Below are 16,280 nucleotides of genomic sequence, written 5' to 3'. Positions count from 1 at the left end.
ATGGCGTCCCTCTCGCCTCTTTTAATCGCTTTGCGAATATTTAACCTCCACTACCTTCCCTAAATCCACGAACTGATCATGGTCTAATTTAACTTTAACCCTACCCTTTCTGCGCTTCTCACGCCATTCACGAAGGTCTTCCTCCGTTTCTAGGCGAAGCTCAGCGATTTCAAGTGCTCGATCTAGAATATACTTACTCGTAAACAAGACCGTGTATATCCCTTGTCCTCCTAACGCGATGGGGGTTTCTCTCCTCATCCATTTCTCAACCGTAAATCTCACGTAAGGTTTATCTTCCTTATCGGGCTTAGAAGGGATTTCCCTTATCTCTTTACGCCGCAGCACCTTCCAATCCACCACTTTACCTACCCAGTGAATCCCCGTTTTAGCAGGATCATAAAACTTTCTTCTGGATTGGCACATAGCAACATATTCGATTTGGGTCAGTAACTTTTCGTCAGAAAGATTCTCTATTGGCACGTGGTAGAAGGAATGCTTTAAGGCTATCTCTACTTGTTCGGGTCCTCGAACGGAACCAACCAATACATTTTTACCTGTAAGCTTATTGGTGTAGTATTCTTTAGTTCCACGTGGACGTGTTGATCGTTCAAAGGCTTTTTCCGGACTATCTTGGATAATTTCGTCTAAGAATTGCTCCACCAAGCTTGTAGAGTTAGGCAAAAAGGGCAGTGCTCCAATATTCAAAAGTTCGATACTTTTATAGAAACGGTGGCTCTTGAACCGCTCTTCGTCAGGATAAGGAAATAACACGTAGGCACCAAACATGCTTCGTTCATATTCCCCTGAGCCTTTCTCCTGATAGACAATGGCGTCTCGGTACCTGTGCATCGTATTGATATCGTCTTCTTCAGGTCCAGGCTGGCCGTAAACTTTGTGGTAGGGGGTTCCCTCATACGCTGGATTCAGTCGGTATTTCGCATCGAACACATACTTGTATTCTTTTACTTCGCCAGCATCCTTCTTCTTCAGAGTAAGGACATTATCCGGACGCTGACTCAGAGTCGGGGTCTGTTCCGAGCTAGGAATCGCATTATAGTACAAAATAAACTGCTCTCCGTTCGTAGGATTCTCATAAACCATCTGCGCACTCCGCGAGCGATCTAAGGTCACGAAAATCCCATTTCGATTAACCTTAATGATGTCCTGCTTAACAAGCCTATACTTCTGTCCTAGCAATTGATTCAGCTTCAAAAAGCACCAATACTCATAGAGCTGAGCCACATCCTTCATGGATAAGCGGAATAAATCACTCTGAATGGATAATCCTTTTAAGAGCATTAAATAACACCGATACACTTCCCGATATCCCGGTGCCATTTGGAGAACAAGCGTAACGGACATCTGTTTCAGTGCCCCGACCTCTCGCAAAAAATCCACCTTCATTAACCGCTCCAACTGGGCGATCATCGTGTCGATCCTCTTCATTAGAAACGGGTCTTGAGTGCGGCTTTTTCCCTTCCAGCGGCCCTTCAGTTCCTTCAGCTTGGTATGAATTCGTTCCAGCATCCACCGGATGAACCGGTTCTCATTAGTATCATAGGAGAGACGTCTACGCGTCTCCATTAAATGAGTAGCTGTGTATTTTCGATCTCCGATAGACAGGAATCCATAGGTCAAGTCTTCTCTTATTCGTTCAGGATGCTTCGTCAACTCCCGGATATTCTCTCTTCCTGCTTTCTTTACTCGATTGGCGTCAACTAAACGGCGATCTTGAAGAAGTGCGTGATTGGGATTGTTTTTAATTCGCTCAACTGCATCCAATAGCTGCCTAAATACATGCTGTAATATAGTAAAAAACTCCGTCAAACTCTGATGCTGCGTCTCCCGAAGGCCTGTCATTTGGTAGGTTTTACGCAAAAAATCAAACGCTAGATTGTAAATCTGCTCATTCACTTCATTCAAAATATTCTGATAATCCTGCTTATAATCCATCTTAGAGGGGAAAATCTCCATTTCAACCCGTAGCAAGGTCTGCCCTTCACTTCGTATTTCCCATTCTGTTAGGCCGACTTCATTCCCAAAATTAAGAACACCCGCAAGAATAGACTCGCCTAAAGGTTTGATGGCTTGCCGAAGCAATACATTTTCATGATAAAAGGAAAGGCTGCCAGGAGCCTTCTTCTGAATAACCAACTCATACGATTGAGTCTCATAAAAGCAAGGAAAGGTAGACTCTCCCGGCTGCCACTCCACCATCCTTCCTACATTCGGCGAAAAGACTTTAATCTGAGCTTCACCAGCTTTTTCGGAACAAAAGAGACCAAGCTGAGCGTTCACCCACTCCTGTTCGGAGGACCGATGAAGCTGTAGCGTCTCCACTGTAGGATGATAAGGACGGCCTTGAAGGTATAGTGTAAAAAGCTCCGTGTCTACACGAAGCAATTCAACCGCCTGATTAAGAGAGCCAGTATGAGGTAAATCCATCTTCCTCCAGCCTCCTAAGCATAAAAGCCAATTTGCGTGCACTTTGCGGATGCTTAGCCATGGGTGGGGTTTGACCTGCGTTCCATCTCGAGTACAGCGGGGAGGCGTCCTCCATTAACTCTTGAATATTTACAGTAACGCCACTCCCATTGCCTAGTGCTCCTTTAATCAAGTTCAACAAAACTCGACGAACCGATGAGTGACTCCCCTGGATTCGCGGCAAAATCTTTTGAAGCAACTGCCAATCAAAGGCCTCTTCTTCACTTATGAGCTTGTACCGTTCGTTGTAGATCATATAGAAGCAAATCGCATCACGTACCCGAAAGCCTACATTAGCGTGGATGTCCTCAAGTAATGTATTGATCTTAACTAATCTTTCCGTAGTACGAATAATCAACTCTTTATTGGTATCGTAAGCGTCAATCAACTGCAAATAATCCGATCGCAGAAAAAGGTGATTCAGTTCTGAAAGATCAGAGGGATCACTCAGATTTTCCGACTCATTTAACTCCGGATACTGCTCAAGATTGATATAATTGAACTCCAGTGTATTGGCTCGATCCAGAACTTTTTTGCTAAAAGGATGCGTGGTTTCATCCATGTTAACCGTTCCAATCAAGAAGACATTCTCCGGTATAGAAAGGTTCCCATACTTCGCTTGATCCTCAAGTGTATCGAGCATTGTGGGAGATAAGAGACCTTGCGTTCGAATCTTTCCTTCCTGCCAATCCTGCGTTTCCAACACACTTAACAGGTCGCTAAAATAATGCTCCACCCGAGCCAAGTTCATTTCATCTAGGCAGATAAAATAAGGCCTATGCTGGTTCTCCGGCTTTCTTGCCTCAACTAACACTTCGGTAAGAGGACCGGGTTTGAACCTGCCCGAAAGGTCTTTATATCCGAGCAGATCAGAAGGATCGCTCCAATCCGGCCGGACAGGAATTAAAGTAAACTGACCATTATCCCCCGTTGCTCCAAGAGCTTCAGCAAAAAGCTTAACCAGACGAGTCTTCCCCGTACCCGATATCCCTGCCAAGATGACAAAGGGCTTGGTTTTAAGGGAGAGGTAGAAGTTCTCAATAAGGTGTTCAGGGAAAAAGAAGCCTTTTTGCTTGATGTAGGATTGAATTTGGTGAAGGAATGTTGAAATACTAGAATCTGGCGGCGGCAGAATAGGAATCACCTCATGTGAGCTCTCCGAAGAGGAAGTAGACTCATCTTGATCTAGGATTGTGAAATCAGGCCAATTCACGTCTGGTGTGAGCGACTGAAGAATGTGAAGACCTTGTCTTGAGAAACGGAACAAATATCCTTGATTAACCCCGCCACCAGAATGTAGCGGACCTTGGGTAATATTCAGTCGCATGATTTGCTGATTAAACTGTTGAAGCATAATAGGAGGAACAAGCTCCTCATACTCAGTTCGAACTAATCGGCCTTCTTCTTGCCAGTTCGTATTGGCCATGGACCCTGGCTTCGGGGCATCTATCGCGGCATCCGTTACCTGACTTACGTAGCGAATGGCTTTATTCGAATAATGAAGGATGATATCTCCTTGTTTGACTTCCTTCATGGTTTCCCAATGGTATAGCTTTCGGCCTTGTGAATTTACTAAAGGTGCCCAAAGAATTCCCTCTTTCTTTTCCGCCTGGATGGTTGACCCTTGATTGACCCACCAGACATTAGGTTTCGCTTGATAGGTTAAGAATTCTAAACGGTATTCGTAAGGTACTCCCATCGCAAAGAAATCTATGTACTCAGCTTTATCCTCCGGTATGACAACTTGTGGCTTTTTCGCCTCCCCTGCTTGTTGATTCGTTCTTTCTTGCATAATGTAGGAGTATGAATGAGAGAATGTTTGGGCTAAAAAATCCTTCAACGGTTGATTCCCGTTATAGCGCAACTGTAGGGCTTCTCGACCAGCAGATACTTGATCAATCTTAAATAATGTGGCTTCAAAACTACGATCTTCGTATATCAATTTAACCTTCCGGCCTTCACCTAAGTTCGGCTGTTGCCCTTGATTGGCCTCCAAAAAATCCGAGTGAAACTCTACTGGAATATGTGTACCATCACGAAAGATGGAAAAGTCTACTTTCTTCCGACCGATTAGGTCAGGTATCTCTGTATCCTTCCACCAACTTCTTAGTTGTTTGATCATTTCAGATAACTCCTCTAATACAAATAATATTGATTATTTCGTGGCTGCTTTCCCTTGGTTCGCTGTTATCTTCTCTACATGAAGTTTACGAATCTCTGGATCGATGATATTAGCCTGAAGCAGTTGGTCATAGATTTCTTGGACCTGTTCCTGAGTAAATAGAGGCTCGGGATTTTCTGTCTTCAAACGAAGCAGCTTTCTGGAAATGAACTCGCTCAGTTCCACATCATAGACGATAAGCTCGTCCGAATGAATTTTGCGAAGATCTGGATCTATACTAAATCGGCATCTCATCGTGAACGAAATCATCGAAATGAACCTCACAGTAGGGACACCCTTCAGCAAATTCTCAATCGCCTTAATATGACCGTAGTTTTGCTTGAGTGGATTATACATTTTATAACGGTTGCTCACCGTCCATTGTTTATCGGAACGCCCACCTTTGATTTCACCGTTGTAGTTCTTCGTTTCAATAACGAACAGGCAATAGGGGGAGATCACGAGATGATCGATTTGGGAGTAACCAGTGCGCGACTTGGGATTGCGAATGAGTAAATCGTTCAACGATTTGCACTCTTTGGGTAGCTGGTCCAGTTGGATGTTGATCTTGTGTTCGCCAAGCTCACCGATGCGGGTGGATTCAATCTTCGGGCGGGGTTTAGCCGATTTGGGCTTATTAGCCTTTTGTAGGGAAGTGGAAGTATTGCTTTTCTTCAAAAATGAAAATAGGTTCTTAAGCATGATGGGAACTCCATTCCAGTGAATTTGACAATAAATATGTTAATTCGACAGAATGGCAAAATTACCCTTCACTTCAAAGAAAAAGCCGAGTGTAGCCCAGAATCATCTGGATCGTAGTAGTGTGACGGGTGTTCATAGGGTCCTATTTTCAGCAAGAAAAGACTCCCATCAATCTCGGAAGCCTTCTGGCGCAGCCCTATATGAACTGAAGCTCAGTTCTTAAAATGATAATCTGAATTTGCCGCGTTAAGCATGGAATCCCAATTGGCAAAATCCGTCTCTCTTACAACATGGCGATCAAATAGCTCATCAGGAATATTACGTATATCCTCCTGAGTCACTGCTTGAAAATTACCTTTCTCCAAAAACGCTCCAAAACTATGATAGCTGGAGTGTTTGCTCATAAAGGCTTCATTAAACAGTTTATCGAGTGAAATATTACCCGGAGTTTCCTGTACTGTTTTCTGCCCTTTCAATTCCATTAGCAGCTCGTCAAATGACATTGGTTTTTGTTTCTTCAGATTACCACCCCTAGTTTTATTTTATCGATTCTTATTATATCGCATTTTACATATTCGTATTTAGCGTTAGCCTAGTTCGTAGATTTTTTTCCCTTACGAGGACTGAGTGTTGCTTCGCTATCCGCATTTTTTTTGCCTTTGGATTTATATGGCTTGGGCACGTTTTTTTCACGATTGGCACTGGCCTGCCATCGATTCCAGCCTTTTTTGTCTGTTCCCCTGCCTGTTCCACCTTTACCTTTAGCTTTACTCAAATGATCACTCCATTATGATTTAGGTTACTTTCTTGACAACACCACCACGCTCTCCACTTGTGTCGAGTGTTCAGTGGGAACAACCTCGCAGCAAGTGGCCCAACAAATGAAAAGCCGACGAATTAAATCAAATAAAGTCTTCGGTTTAACATTTATAACTATTAGTTACTTAAAATTAGTGAGTTCTTAATTATCACTCCCCTGTCCATTTGCCGGGTGTCCCTTGCCCATCTATGATCATTCGCGGGTGAGAATTATTTACTTCATAATGTATTACGTCGTAGTTCATAGAAATACTGCACAGCCGGATGCTTCAACATCATCTTCTCGGACATGTTTACGATCCGCTTTTTCCCAACCCTTCGGTCCACCAAAGCTAGAATGTTCAGTAAGATATCATTGCTCTCTATGCTCTCCTCTATAGAAGTAGTTAAAAACTTATTAGCCACAACGATAAAATTGGATTTACTTAATGAAGCCTGTGCTGACAAAAGCTCTTTTGCAATTTCTGATGTTTTTCTGCTTCTAGCAATTACTATTAAACGATCCTCCGGCACTGGCCCCTTGGTACCTTTTCTGACCGCTTCAATGTCGTCGTTGCTGATAGGAATTTGGATATCTGGATCATTCTTAATTTCCAGCTCCGTTTGATACCATCTGATGGAGCTCGTTTTATCACTCATATTGAGTACATTCTTTTTATTAACCGTAATATAACAAATCCCTGATTTATCAGGTAAATAGCGGTAACCCGGTGCGCGGTATTCTACCCTTCCATTTAACGCAGGACAGAGAAAGCTCTCCAGTTGTTGCTTCAATTTGCTCCAGGACATGTAATCCCCCTCCATATAAAAAACAGAGGAAAGGCTTGTTGGCTCTGGGCTTGTCCCCGTCTCCATTCATCCGATCCTCCATCTAATTCACGTTTCTTTTTTTATTTTCCACGTTCCTCTGCCCCATCATGCTCCTTATTTGCAAACTCATCGAGCAGCGCGCGCACTTCACTTGTGGACTTGGTGTTCATTAAGGTATTTCTTAATTCACTTGCCCCGCGAAATCCACGGACATATATTTTAAAAAATCGGGGTAGAGGGCTGAACGAACGTGGTTCCAGTGCCGAATATTGATCATGGAGATCCAGATGCAGCCGCAGCAAATCAAGCAATTCCCTACTCCTGTGATCCTTCGGCTCCTTCTCAAAAGCAAATGGATTATGAAAAATACCGCGCCCAATCATAATACCATCCACACCGTATTGCTCAGCGAGCTGCAAGCCGGTCTGACGGTCAGGGATATCCCCGTTAATGGTCAGCAGTGTATCTGGTGCCACCTCATCACGAAGCTTCTTGATTTCCGGAATCAGTTCCCAATGAGCATCTACTTTGCTCATTTCCTCTCTTGTCCGCAGATGAATGGACAGATTCACAATGTCTTGTTTCAAAATATGGGTTAACCAGTCGCGCCATTCGTCTACGGCACTAAAACCGAGCCTTGTTTTTACGCTGACAGGCAGTCCCCCGGCTTTTGCGGCCTGGATGATATCCGCTGCGATTTCAGGACGGCAGATCAGGCCGCTTCCCTTTCCATTCTCTGCTACATTTGCTACAGGACAACCCATATTAATATCGATGCCTTTAAACCCTTCTTTCGCCATACCGATGCTCATTTGACGAAAGTATTCCGGCTTATCTCCCCAGATATGAGCTACAATGGGCTGTTCATCCTCTGTAAAAGTCAAACGCCCGCGCACACTATGGTTCCCCTCCGGGTGACAATAACTTTCTGTATTCGCAAACTCCGTAAAAAACACATCCGGTCTGGCTGCTTCACTTACGACATGACGAAAAACAACATCCGTCACTTCTTCCATGGGCGCCAGTATAAAAAAAGGTCGTGGTAAATCACGCCAAAAATGATCTGTCATATCAAAAACCTCTCTATGAATATCAGAACAAATCTTTATCCCGAAATGGTAAACTAACCTGTTCATGCCCTTACTTCTTCTTCACTTACAGCATGTAAAAGCAAAGTATATCATAACCCCGAGAGAAGCATACTCACCCAATATATTCAAAAAAGAGGGGACGCTCCCCTCTTTACTATTTCCTCCAATAGATCTCCGTATTACTTGTCCTTTTGCACTAATAACGCCACTGACTCCACATGCACCGTCCACGGAAACATATCCACCGGCTGCACTTCCACAGTCTTATACCCTCCGTCCTCCAGCACCCGCAAATCCCTTGCCAGTGTCGACGGGTTGCAGGACACGTACACCACGCGCTCTGGCTTCATTTCCAGAATCGTCTCTAGCAGGCGGGGATCGCATCCTTTGCGCGGGGGATCGACGACGATGACGTCGGCGGTGATGCCCTGCTCTTTCCAGTTCGGAATAACGTCTTCCGATGCGCCGACCTCAAACACAACATTGTTCATATCGTTAAGCTTCGCGTTCGACCGTGCATCCTCGATGGCTTCAGGAACGATTTCTACGCCATACACCCGATCCGCATGCTGCGCCAGGAACAGGGAGATCGTGCCGATGCCGCAGTAGGCGTCGATGACAGTTTCGCGGCCGGTCAGTCCGGCGTATTCGACCGTCTTGCCGTACAGCACTTCGGTCTGCGTCGGGTTCACTTGGTAGAACGAACGAGCGGAGATGGCGAACTGCACATCGCCGATATAGTCATAAATAACGTCTCTGCCCCACAATACGCGAGTCTTGTCGCCGAAGATAACGTTCGTCCGCTCGGTGTTCACGTTCTGGCAGATGCTTGCTACTTCAGGAAGCTGCTCGCGGATGCTACCGATCCAGGCGTCAACATGCGGGATATCCCGGCCGTTGGTTACCAGCACCAGCATCATTTCACCCGTGCGGAACGCCTTTTTCACAACGACATGCCGCAGCAGCCCGCGTCCGGTCTCTTCGTTATACGCGCTGATGCCAAGCTCGCTTCCGATCTCCTTGACCCGGCGAACGACTTCGTCATTATGCTCATGCTGAATCAGACAGGTCTCCATGTCGATAATCCGGTGGCTGCCACGCGCATAGAATCCGCCGACCAAGCCGCCGTCGGCAGTGCCGATCGGGACCTGAGCCTTGTTGCGGTAGCGCCAGGGCTCGTCCATGCCGAGCGTCGGCCGCACCACGATACCGCCGCGACGGGACACCTCGCCCGGAGCAGCATTCCCTTCCAGCGGAGCTCCCGCCAGCACTTCTCCGTCCGCTTCACAGTCACGCTCACCCGGCTCTCCGATTCGCTTCCGTTCGCCCAGCGGCACTCCTGCCCCATCCTTCACCACATCCAGCTTCCCGATCCGCTCCAGGTTGTCCACCACAAGCTGCCGCTTCCATTTCAGCTGGGCGGCGTAGTCCATATGCTGGAGCTGGCAGCCGCCGCACTGGTCATAGATCGGGCAGGGCGGCGCGATGCGGGAAGCGCTTGCCTCTACAAGCTCCAGCAGCTTGGCGTATCCGTACTGCTTCTTTGTCTTAAGAACCTTAGCCCGGACTTTCTCACCAGGAAGCGCCCCCTGCACAAAAAGGGTATAGCCCTCTACCCGGCCTACCCCTTCGCCTTCATGCGTCATGCCGATGATATCCAGCACGACCTCATCGTTTTTATTTACAGGCAGTCCGGCGACTCCCGCCGAACTGTCCCGGCGGCTGTGACGGCGGCCGCTGCGGTTATTATTCATTCGCTTGGTTTCACTTCTTTCATGATCTTCATTATTCATGCTGTTTATTGAACTTCGCCTTCATGCTGTTTACGGATTCTGCGCGAATATCCGCAAATGCTGCGGCAGGATACGGAAATGGCCCGGAAGCGTGCCGCCCAGCTCTCCGTCCAAGTTGAGCTGTACATGGCCGGGAGAGGTGACTTCCATTTCATTCGTGCGGAAATACACGACCTTCTTATCCTGCAGATGCTCGCCGCGCAGCGCAAGGCTGACGAGCCGGATTAATTCGGCAAGGTTGCACTTCTTCAGAGCAATAACGTCGAACAGGCCGTCATCGATGCGGGCATCGGGAGCAAGCTTCTCGAAGCCACCGACGGAATTCGTGTTGGCAATCAGGAACAGCATGAACTCGTCATGGATCAGCTCCTGTCCGTTTGCGCGGATCACCAGCTCCGTCGGAGACAGGCTGGCCATTTTCTCGATCCCTTTTAAATAATAGGCAAGCTGGCCCATCATTGTCTTCAGCTTGCTTGGCACTTCATATGTCAACTCGGTCAGCGTACCGCCGCCGGCAATATTGATGAAATAACGGTCATTGGCCTTGCCAAGATCGATAAGGCGCGATTGCTGCTGAATGATCAGATCACAGGATTCTTCCCAGTATTTCGGAATCCCCATAGCACGCGCAAAATCATTCGTAGTTCCCAGCGGAAGCACACCAAGCGGCGGAAGATTCGGCTTCTCGGCCATTCCGTTAACAACCTCGTTAAGCGTACCGTCACCTCCGGCCGCGATAATGAGATCGTATCCGCGATTCACCGCATCGGCCGCAGCCTCCGTCGCATCGCCTTCGCCTGTCGTCGCATGACAGGTAGCCTCAATGCCCCCCTGGTCCAGACGGTCCAGAATATCGGCAAGCCTTCTCCTCATTTCTTCCCGCCCGGAAGTTGGATTATATATTAATCTTGCAGTTTTCATTCCGGAACGCCACCCGTTTCTTTATTGAACAACTTAACTGATTATACCCAATTCTGGAGGGCACAATCAATATATGCGGGAAGGGAGAGAAAAAACACAGGGAGGATAGCTGCGATACGGTCCCCACAGGGAACACCCCGAAGCAGATGGATTCCGCGCGGATGGATGTCAAATCCGGGTAAAATCATGCATCTGAAAAACGGTGGACGACTGAGGCAAGCCTTATCTTTTACCGGCCCTTTATCGACCCGTTTCCGTTTCTTCCCCGCGCAGCCGTTTCAGCATCGTCTCCACCTGATCGGCGATCCAGTGCGGCAGCAGCGGGTGGGGCAGCAGCGTTCTGCCTGTGTATTTGTAGGTTAAGCCTTTTAGCCTGCCTGGAATGACATTCTTGGTGAAATAACCTTCGCTTAAAAAAATCGGCGCCACCAGCACCTCATGTCCCTGCTCCCGCCAGTATCGCACCTTATCGCCCACACCGCCCAGACTCAGCAGCGCGTAATCCGCCGCCGCAAGGCCGCTAATCTGGCGGACGCGTTCCGCGAGCGACGACATCCCCCGCTCCCAGCGCTGGCGGAAGCCGGAATGCACGCTCCCGTGGCCGACCAGGAGAACGGTCTCTTTGGCGGGGTCTTCCGACAGCTCCCGGATTTTATCCCAGACCATGATCGCGATATCCGGGTCGTCGTCGACGGGATCGCCGTAGTGAATGTGGGCAGTTACTCTAAACCGCTCAAGATCGGTCTCTTTTTCCGGCTCATCCTTGGCCCCAAGCGCATAGGCTATCTCATCGACGTGGGTGCTGCCCGAAGAGACGAATAGGGGGATAACCAGAATATCCGTAACGCCCTGCTCTTCCAGCCGGTCAATCCCGTCCTGAATGGAGCGCCCCTCCACCAGCTCCAAAAAAGAAACCGCCACGGGAACAGCTTCCCGCAGCGATAAACCGTTAACGGCTTCATCGACGATCGCCACCCAGGACGTATCGCGCGAACCGTGACTGATGATGAGAACGCCCGCTTTCATACGCTTAGCGCCCCAGGCGTTCCAGAGTCAGCTTGTAACCGTCATTTCCATAGTTAAGGCAACGTTTGACCCGCGAAATGGTCGCCGTGCTCGCCCCGGTCTCGGCTTCGATCTGGTTATATGTGCAGCCCTTGCCCAGCATGCGCGCCACCTCAAGCCGCTGGGAGAGCGACTGGATCTCGTTCACCGTGCACAGATCATCAAAGAAAACATAGCATTCTTCCATATTTTTTAAAGTTAAAATAGCTTCGAATAACTGATCGATACTTTTATCGTTTAGCTTCTTCAGCTGCATAAAATAATCATCCCCTAAAATGGCTTTTCTGCCTTTTACTATATTGCACCAGAGCAGTTTTTTCAAGCATTAACGATTTCACGCTGTAAAGAACGAAAATGGCGGACATATGTCCACCCACAGCGTACAAAACGGTTATGCCTGCCGTGCTCCGTTCGCCTCTCCCACTCTGACGGCGCCCTTCCTATATTACTCTATTAGAGTGCTAAAAACAAAGCCGGACAAGGATTCTTCAAGATTTCCTAGGACCGCTGGGCATCCGCCCTTTTCCGCTCCTATCCCTGTTACCCCGGGCATACGTCCATACCTTATGTTCGCCCATGACATACAGTATAGCAAAATCACCGACAAAGGAATGTGATATCATGCCGCATCATTACTATAATCATTCCCACCGGAGCAGCCGCGCTTTGACTGAACCGTACAATGCTTCTCCCTATCCCGGGATCTCCAATTACGTTCAGGTACCAGGACCCGGGACGACAGGGGCGTTCTCCCCTTTGGGTGCGGAAGCGGCCGAAACTGCGCTTGCGGTTCCGGCCGCGGCGGAGACGGCGGCCAAAGGCGGCGGACTATTAGGGAACCTCGGCGGACTTGCCAATTTGGCGAATATGGATCAGATCAAGGGGCTTATCGACCGCATGGGGGGAATTGACGGAATCGTCAGTTCTATGGGCAAAGTGCAGAAGGTTATGCAGGGCTTTCAGCAGATGGCCCCGATGTTCAAGCTGGTTATGGGCAGCATAGGCAAAGGTAAGGGGAAGGGCGGGGCGGGGCTGCTCGCGGCGGAAGAGGATTCCGCATCCTATGCGCCTTCCCGGCGTAAAAAAAGAACCGCCCCAAAGCGCCGCAAATCGGGCTCTTCAGGGCGGCGGCGTTCAGGCTCATCCTCCGGCAAGCGGCGCCGCAAGTAAGCGGCGCCGCCTTTAAGCTCGGCGGCAGAAAACGTCATGCGGGCTGCCGCCGTCTATTTAGTTGAACCAGCCCCGCTTTTTAAACCACAGCACCATGCCTCCGCCGAGCAGCACCATGATCATCAAGACTACAGGATAGCCGTAGAGTGTGTTCAGTTCGGGCATTACATTGAAATTCATGCCGTAAATGCCGGCGATCAGCGTCAAGGGCATGAATATGGTGGTAATTACCGTCAGCGTCTTCATAATGGAATTCATCCGGTTCGAATTCAGCGATATGTAACTGTCGCGCAGGTCCGCGGTCATTTCACGGTCGGCCTCGATCATATCGGTCAGCTTGAGCAAATGATCGTAAATATCGCCGAAATACATACGCTCCACCGAATTGCTCTGAATATGCTGGGAATTGAGAACTCTGTACATCAAATCACGCATCGGCACAATCGTCCGGCGGAGCTTCAAGAGACGCCCGCGAACATCGAATACCTGGGTCATCAGTTCCTCCACGGACTCATTGCTTCCCCTGCTGTCCAGCTCCGCCAGCTCGTCCTCAATCAAATACAGGCTCGGAAAATAGTTGTCCACCAGCTTGTCCATCACCGTGTAAGCTGCCAGTATCGAACCGCCGGACCATCCCTTCCGGTTATGGATTTCCTTCACGACCTGATTCCAGGCTTCATCCAGCTCTGTTCGCTGCTGAAGATGAAAAGACACCAAGAAGGATTTGCCGACGAATAAATCCACCTCTTCCGCCTTCAACGAGGATTCATTCAGCGCATGCAGCACCAAAAACTGCACATCCTCATAGTAATCGAGCTTCGGCCGCTGAAGCACATGCATGCAGTCCTCAATCGCCAGCGGATGAAAATGAAAAAAGGTATCCAGCAGCCGCGTCTCCTCCGGAGCCGGCTCCGAAAAATCCGCCCATATCCACTTGTATTCCTCTACCCTGATCTCCCGCAGCGGCATATCAGTCAGCACTTCACCCTGATGGGTGACCGCCAGCGTCCGTATCATAGCCTTCCCTCCTGAAGCTCCAGAACCATTACCTGCAAAAACTTGCGGATATTCACTTTGGTCTTGCCGGACTCCCGGCCCTGCTCGATTTCCTTCATCTTGGCTCGCACATCTTCAAAATCAAAGTAAAGCGGCGCATAATACTCGAATTTGGGATGGCTGTAATCGGTCAAACCGATGGAAGCCAGATGCGTCAGCCCGGTCGCCAGCGCCCGCCGCAGCCTCTGCTCGATGGCCTTCGTCTCTTTGGCGATGTCGCTTTTATTGTCCTTGTAACGCGCGGCCACGGTTTCGTACAGCTCCTTGAGCGGTGGAAGCGTCCCCGTATCCTCCCGCTCCATCAGGATTTCCATAATGGCCAAAATATCGCGTCCGCCGCTCTCGCCGATCATTCCCATGTTCATCAGAATCGGTTGGACGGCATCCTTGACCGTACGCCGGGCAGGAATCACCGGGGCGGCTCCGAACTGCAGCCCCTCCAGCTTCTCCAGACTCGATTTGATTTCATCAAGGTAACGGCTCATGGCATAGCGCTCGTTCACTCTGCGCAGCACGGTCTCCACCTCGATCCGGTTAATCGGCTTGCGGATGAAGAATTCGATGCCGCTCTCATACGCCCGGCCGACCATATCCTGATTCTCGATCTGCGAAATCATGACGAACTTGGACTTGCAGCCCTGCGCCTGGAGGGAACGGATCGTCTCGATCCCGTCCTGATCGGGCATCAGCAGATCCATCAGCACGATGTCGGGCGATTCTTCCAGAATCAACCGGACGCCTTCCTGTCCTCCCTCGGCCGTTCCCGCGACTTCCCCAAGACCGCTGTCCTCGATAATATGCTGCAGCATCCTTCTTGCGCTCCGGTCGTCGTCTACAATACAGAAAGAAAGCGGCATGCTCTAGTCCTCCTTGTGCAGCTTCTTTGTGGGAATCGCAATCTTGAACATGGCCCCGCCAGCGTGAAGTGCATTATGCACCGTAATTTCTCCTTCGAATAAACGAACAATGTCCTGCACATGCGACAGGCCGATTCCCGTTGCCGCCACACCCTCGTCATCGAATTTGGTCGTGAAGCCCGGCTCGAACAGCAATTCCCGGTCGCGCTCTTTCACTCCGCCTCCGCTGTCGGTGACGGTGAACACGGTCATGTCCTCTTTTTCGTATACATTCAGATAGATTGTTCCTTTATCTTTAATCGCTTCGACGGCATTGGCGGTGAGATTGTTAAGCAGCGTGAGCAGAGGGATATAGCTAACAGTGGCATAATCGGAGGTGAGCTGCCGGGTGAACGTGATGTGTTTGCCCAGCATATCGGCATACTTCTGGTTGCTCTTGACGGTAAAGCGGAGAATGCCCGACAGCGGCATATCGCCGGTTACCTCGCGGTCCACGAGCTTCGTCAGACCCGCGAGAATCCGCTGCGAATCCTTCTTCACCTCATGGATCTGCTGCGTCATATGAAGCACCCGGCGGCTGTGAGCGTCATCTTGGCCGTCCTTTAGGCTGCGGTACAGCTCGTAGCTGTCCAGCGTAGCCTGTTCCAGCGTTCCGATCGATTTTTTCAAATAAAACACTTCCCCATAGAGGCCCGAACCGAAACCGAGCATCTGCTCCATCCGGCGGTTCTGTTCCTTCTGCACCAGCCGAAGCTGGCTGACGGATATGCTGCTGTACAGGCCGGTTGTAAAATAGGTCCTCAGCATGGCAATCGCCATCAGATACGTCCATTCGTTCAGGCGGAACGAGGTCGTTCCCAGCACCAAAAGCCGGGTCAGCAGCTCCATTTCATTGGAGAGAAGGTCGATGACGGCCGCCACGGCACCCAGCACCAGCGGATGGAAACGATCCACCCGGCCCTTGATGACACCCATCAGCACCGCGAAGACCATGTAATACACCATTGCCGAGCAGTGCCTGGCCAGAATGTCCCGCACGGTTAAATCCGTTCCCACCAAATCAAGGCCCGTCCGGAACAGCAGTATAAATACGCCTGTGACCGCGCCTGTGAGCATAAAGGGAAGATGCCGAAACAAAAGCAAAAACAGCAGAAATGCACTGCTGCCCAGGCCGATTCTGAAGATGTCGCCGTCGAAGGGATTGATCTTGAACTCCCCGGCAATCGCCGTTACGACCGCGACCAGCAGAATCTGAATATATGGATGTCTGTTAAACGGCTGCCCCATTAGCCAATACTCCCGCGTGCAAGTGTTAGCCATTATAGTACCATAAACCGCAGTGAATTCCTAT

The 16,280-nt window shown here is 49.3% G+C and carries 15 protein-coding genes; 1 reads left to right on the top strand and 14 read right to left on the bottom strand.

What is annotated here, in order from left to right; genetic code table 11:
- Window positions 1-21 precede the first annotated feature (21 nt).
- The 11 genes from PUR_RS03855 to PUR_RS03805 all read right to left on the bottom strand — a co-directional run bounded on the left by PUR_RS03855 (window position 22) and on the right by PUR_RS03805 (window position 12,102).
- The gene (locus tag PUR_RS03855; RefSeq protein WP_179034106.1) at window positions 22-2,445 is read right to left on the bottom strand and encodes a restriction endonuclease-like protein; all 2,424 of its coding nucleotides are present in this window, start codon (window positions 2,443-2,445) and stop codon (window positions 22-24) included.
- A complete protein-coding gene (locus PUR_RS03850) occupies window positions 2,417-4,606 on the bottom strand; it encodes an McrB family protein (protein WP_179034105.1) in 2,190 nt (729 codons plus the stop codon). Before PUR_RS03850 ends, PUR_RS03855 begins: the two co-directional genes overlap by 29 nt.
- A 33-nt stretch (window positions 4,607-4,639) precedes the next feature.
- Complete coding sequence (locus PUR_RS03845; protein WP_179034104.1) at window positions 4,640-5,347, bottom strand: nuclease-related domain-containing protein; 708 nt, start codon at window positions 5,345-5,347, stop codon at window positions 4,640-4,642.
- Window positions 5,348-5,559: 212 nt separating this feature from the next.
- On the bottom strand, window positions 5,560-5,850 hold the full coding sequence (locus tag PUR_RS03840; protein ID WP_165099999.1) for a hypothetical protein: 291 nt from the start codon (window positions 5,848-5,850) through the stop codon (window positions 5,560-5,562).
- An 89-nt stretch (window positions 5,851-5,939) separates the two neighbouring features.
- Window positions 5,940-6,122 carry a DUF3934 family protein gene (locus tag PUR_RS03835; RefSeq protein WP_179034103.1) on the bottom strand — a complete coding sequence of 61 codons (183 nt, stop codon included), beginning with the start codon at window positions 6,120-6,122 and terminating at the stop codon, window positions 5,940-5,942.
- A gap of 263 nt (window positions 6,123-6,385) precedes the next feature.
- Complete coding sequence (locus PUR_RS03830) at window positions 6,386-6,955, bottom strand: SF0329 family protein (RefSeq protein ID WP_179037730.1); 570 nt, start codon at window positions 6,953-6,955, stop codon at window positions 6,386-6,388.
- A gap of 101 nt (window positions 6,956-7,056) precedes the next feature.
- A complete protein-coding gene (locus PUR_RS03825) occupies window positions 7,057-8,046 on the bottom strand; it encodes a tRNA dihydrouridine synthase (RefSeq protein WP_179037729.1) in 990 nt (329 codons plus the stop codon).
- A gap of 200 nt (window positions 8,047-8,246) precedes the next feature.
- On the bottom strand, window positions 8,247-9,821 hold the full coding sequence (gene rlmD / locus PUR_RS03820; RefSeq protein ID WP_179037728.1) for a 23S rRNA (uracil(1939)-C(5))-methyltransferase RlmD: 1,575 nt from the start codon (window positions 9,819-9,821) through the stop codon (window positions 8,247-8,249).
- A gap of 69 nt (window positions 9,822-9,890) precedes the next feature.
- Window positions 9,891-10,781 carry a diacylglycerol kinase gene (locus PUR_RS03815; RefSeq protein ID WP_179034102.1) on the bottom strand — a complete coding sequence of 297 codons (891 nt, stop codon included), beginning with the start codon at window positions 10,779-10,781 and terminating at the stop codon, window positions 9,891-9,893.
- A 240-nt stretch (window positions 10,782-11,021) separates the two neighbouring features.
- Window positions 11,022-11,807, bottom strand: coding sequence for a sirohydrochlorin chelatase (locus PUR_RS03810; RefSeq protein WP_179034101.1), 786 nt, complete (start codon window positions 11,805-11,807; stop codon window positions 11,022-11,024).
- A gap of 4 nt (window positions 11,808-11,811) precedes the next feature.
- Window positions 11,812-12,102 carry a YerC/YecD family TrpR-related protein gene (locus PUR_RS03805; RefSeq protein ID WP_025333183.1) on the bottom strand — a complete coding sequence of 97 codons (291 nt, stop codon included), beginning with the start codon at window positions 12,100-12,102 and terminating at the stop codon, window positions 11,812-11,814.
- 365 nt (window positions 12,103-12,467) lie between these two features.
- On the opposite strand from PUR_RS03805, the gene PUR_RS03800 reads away from it, so the two are divergent.
- The gene (locus PUR_RS03800) at window positions 12,468-13,016 is read left to right on the top strand and encodes a tyrosine protein kinase (protein ID WP_179034100.1); all 549 of its coding nucleotides are present in this window, start codon (window positions 12,468-12,470) and stop codon (window positions 13,014-13,016) included.
- Window positions 13,017-13,073: 57 nt separating this feature from the next.
- On the opposite strand, the gene corA is transcribed toward PUR_RS03800, so the two are convergent.
- The 3 genes from corA to PUR_RS03785 are packed head-to-tail and all read right to left on the bottom strand — an operon-like array spanning window position 13,074 to window position 16,216.
- Window positions 13,074-14,033 (bottom strand): magnesium/cobalt transporter CorA, encoded by a 960-nt coding sequence (gene corA, locus PUR_RS03795; protein ID WP_179034099.1) that lies wholly within the window; start codon window positions 14,031-14,033, stop codon window positions 13,074-13,076.
- The gene (locus tag PUR_RS03790; RefSeq protein ID WP_179034098.1) at window positions 14,030-14,929 is read right to left on the bottom strand and encodes a response regulator; all 900 of its coding nucleotides are present in this window, start codon (window positions 14,927-14,929) and stop codon (window positions 14,030-14,032) included. The genes corA and PUR_RS03790 overlap by 4 nt, the downstream gene beginning before the upstream one ends.
- Window positions 14,930-14,932: 3 nt before the next feature.
- A complete protein-coding gene (locus PUR_RS03785) occupies window positions 14,933-16,216 on the bottom strand; it encodes an ATP-binding protein (protein WP_179034097.1) in 1,284 nt (427 codons plus the stop codon).
- Between the last annotated feature and the right edge of the window lie 64 nt (window positions 16,217-16,280).

Source organism: Paenibacillus sp. URB8-2 (assembly GCF_013393385.1).
Taxonomy (GTDB): Bacteria; Bacillota; Bacilli; order Paenibacillales; family Paenibacillaceae; genus Paenibacillus_AQ.
Note: the sequence above shows the minus strand (reverse complement) of the source record. Positions and strands in the feature narration are given on the sequence as shown.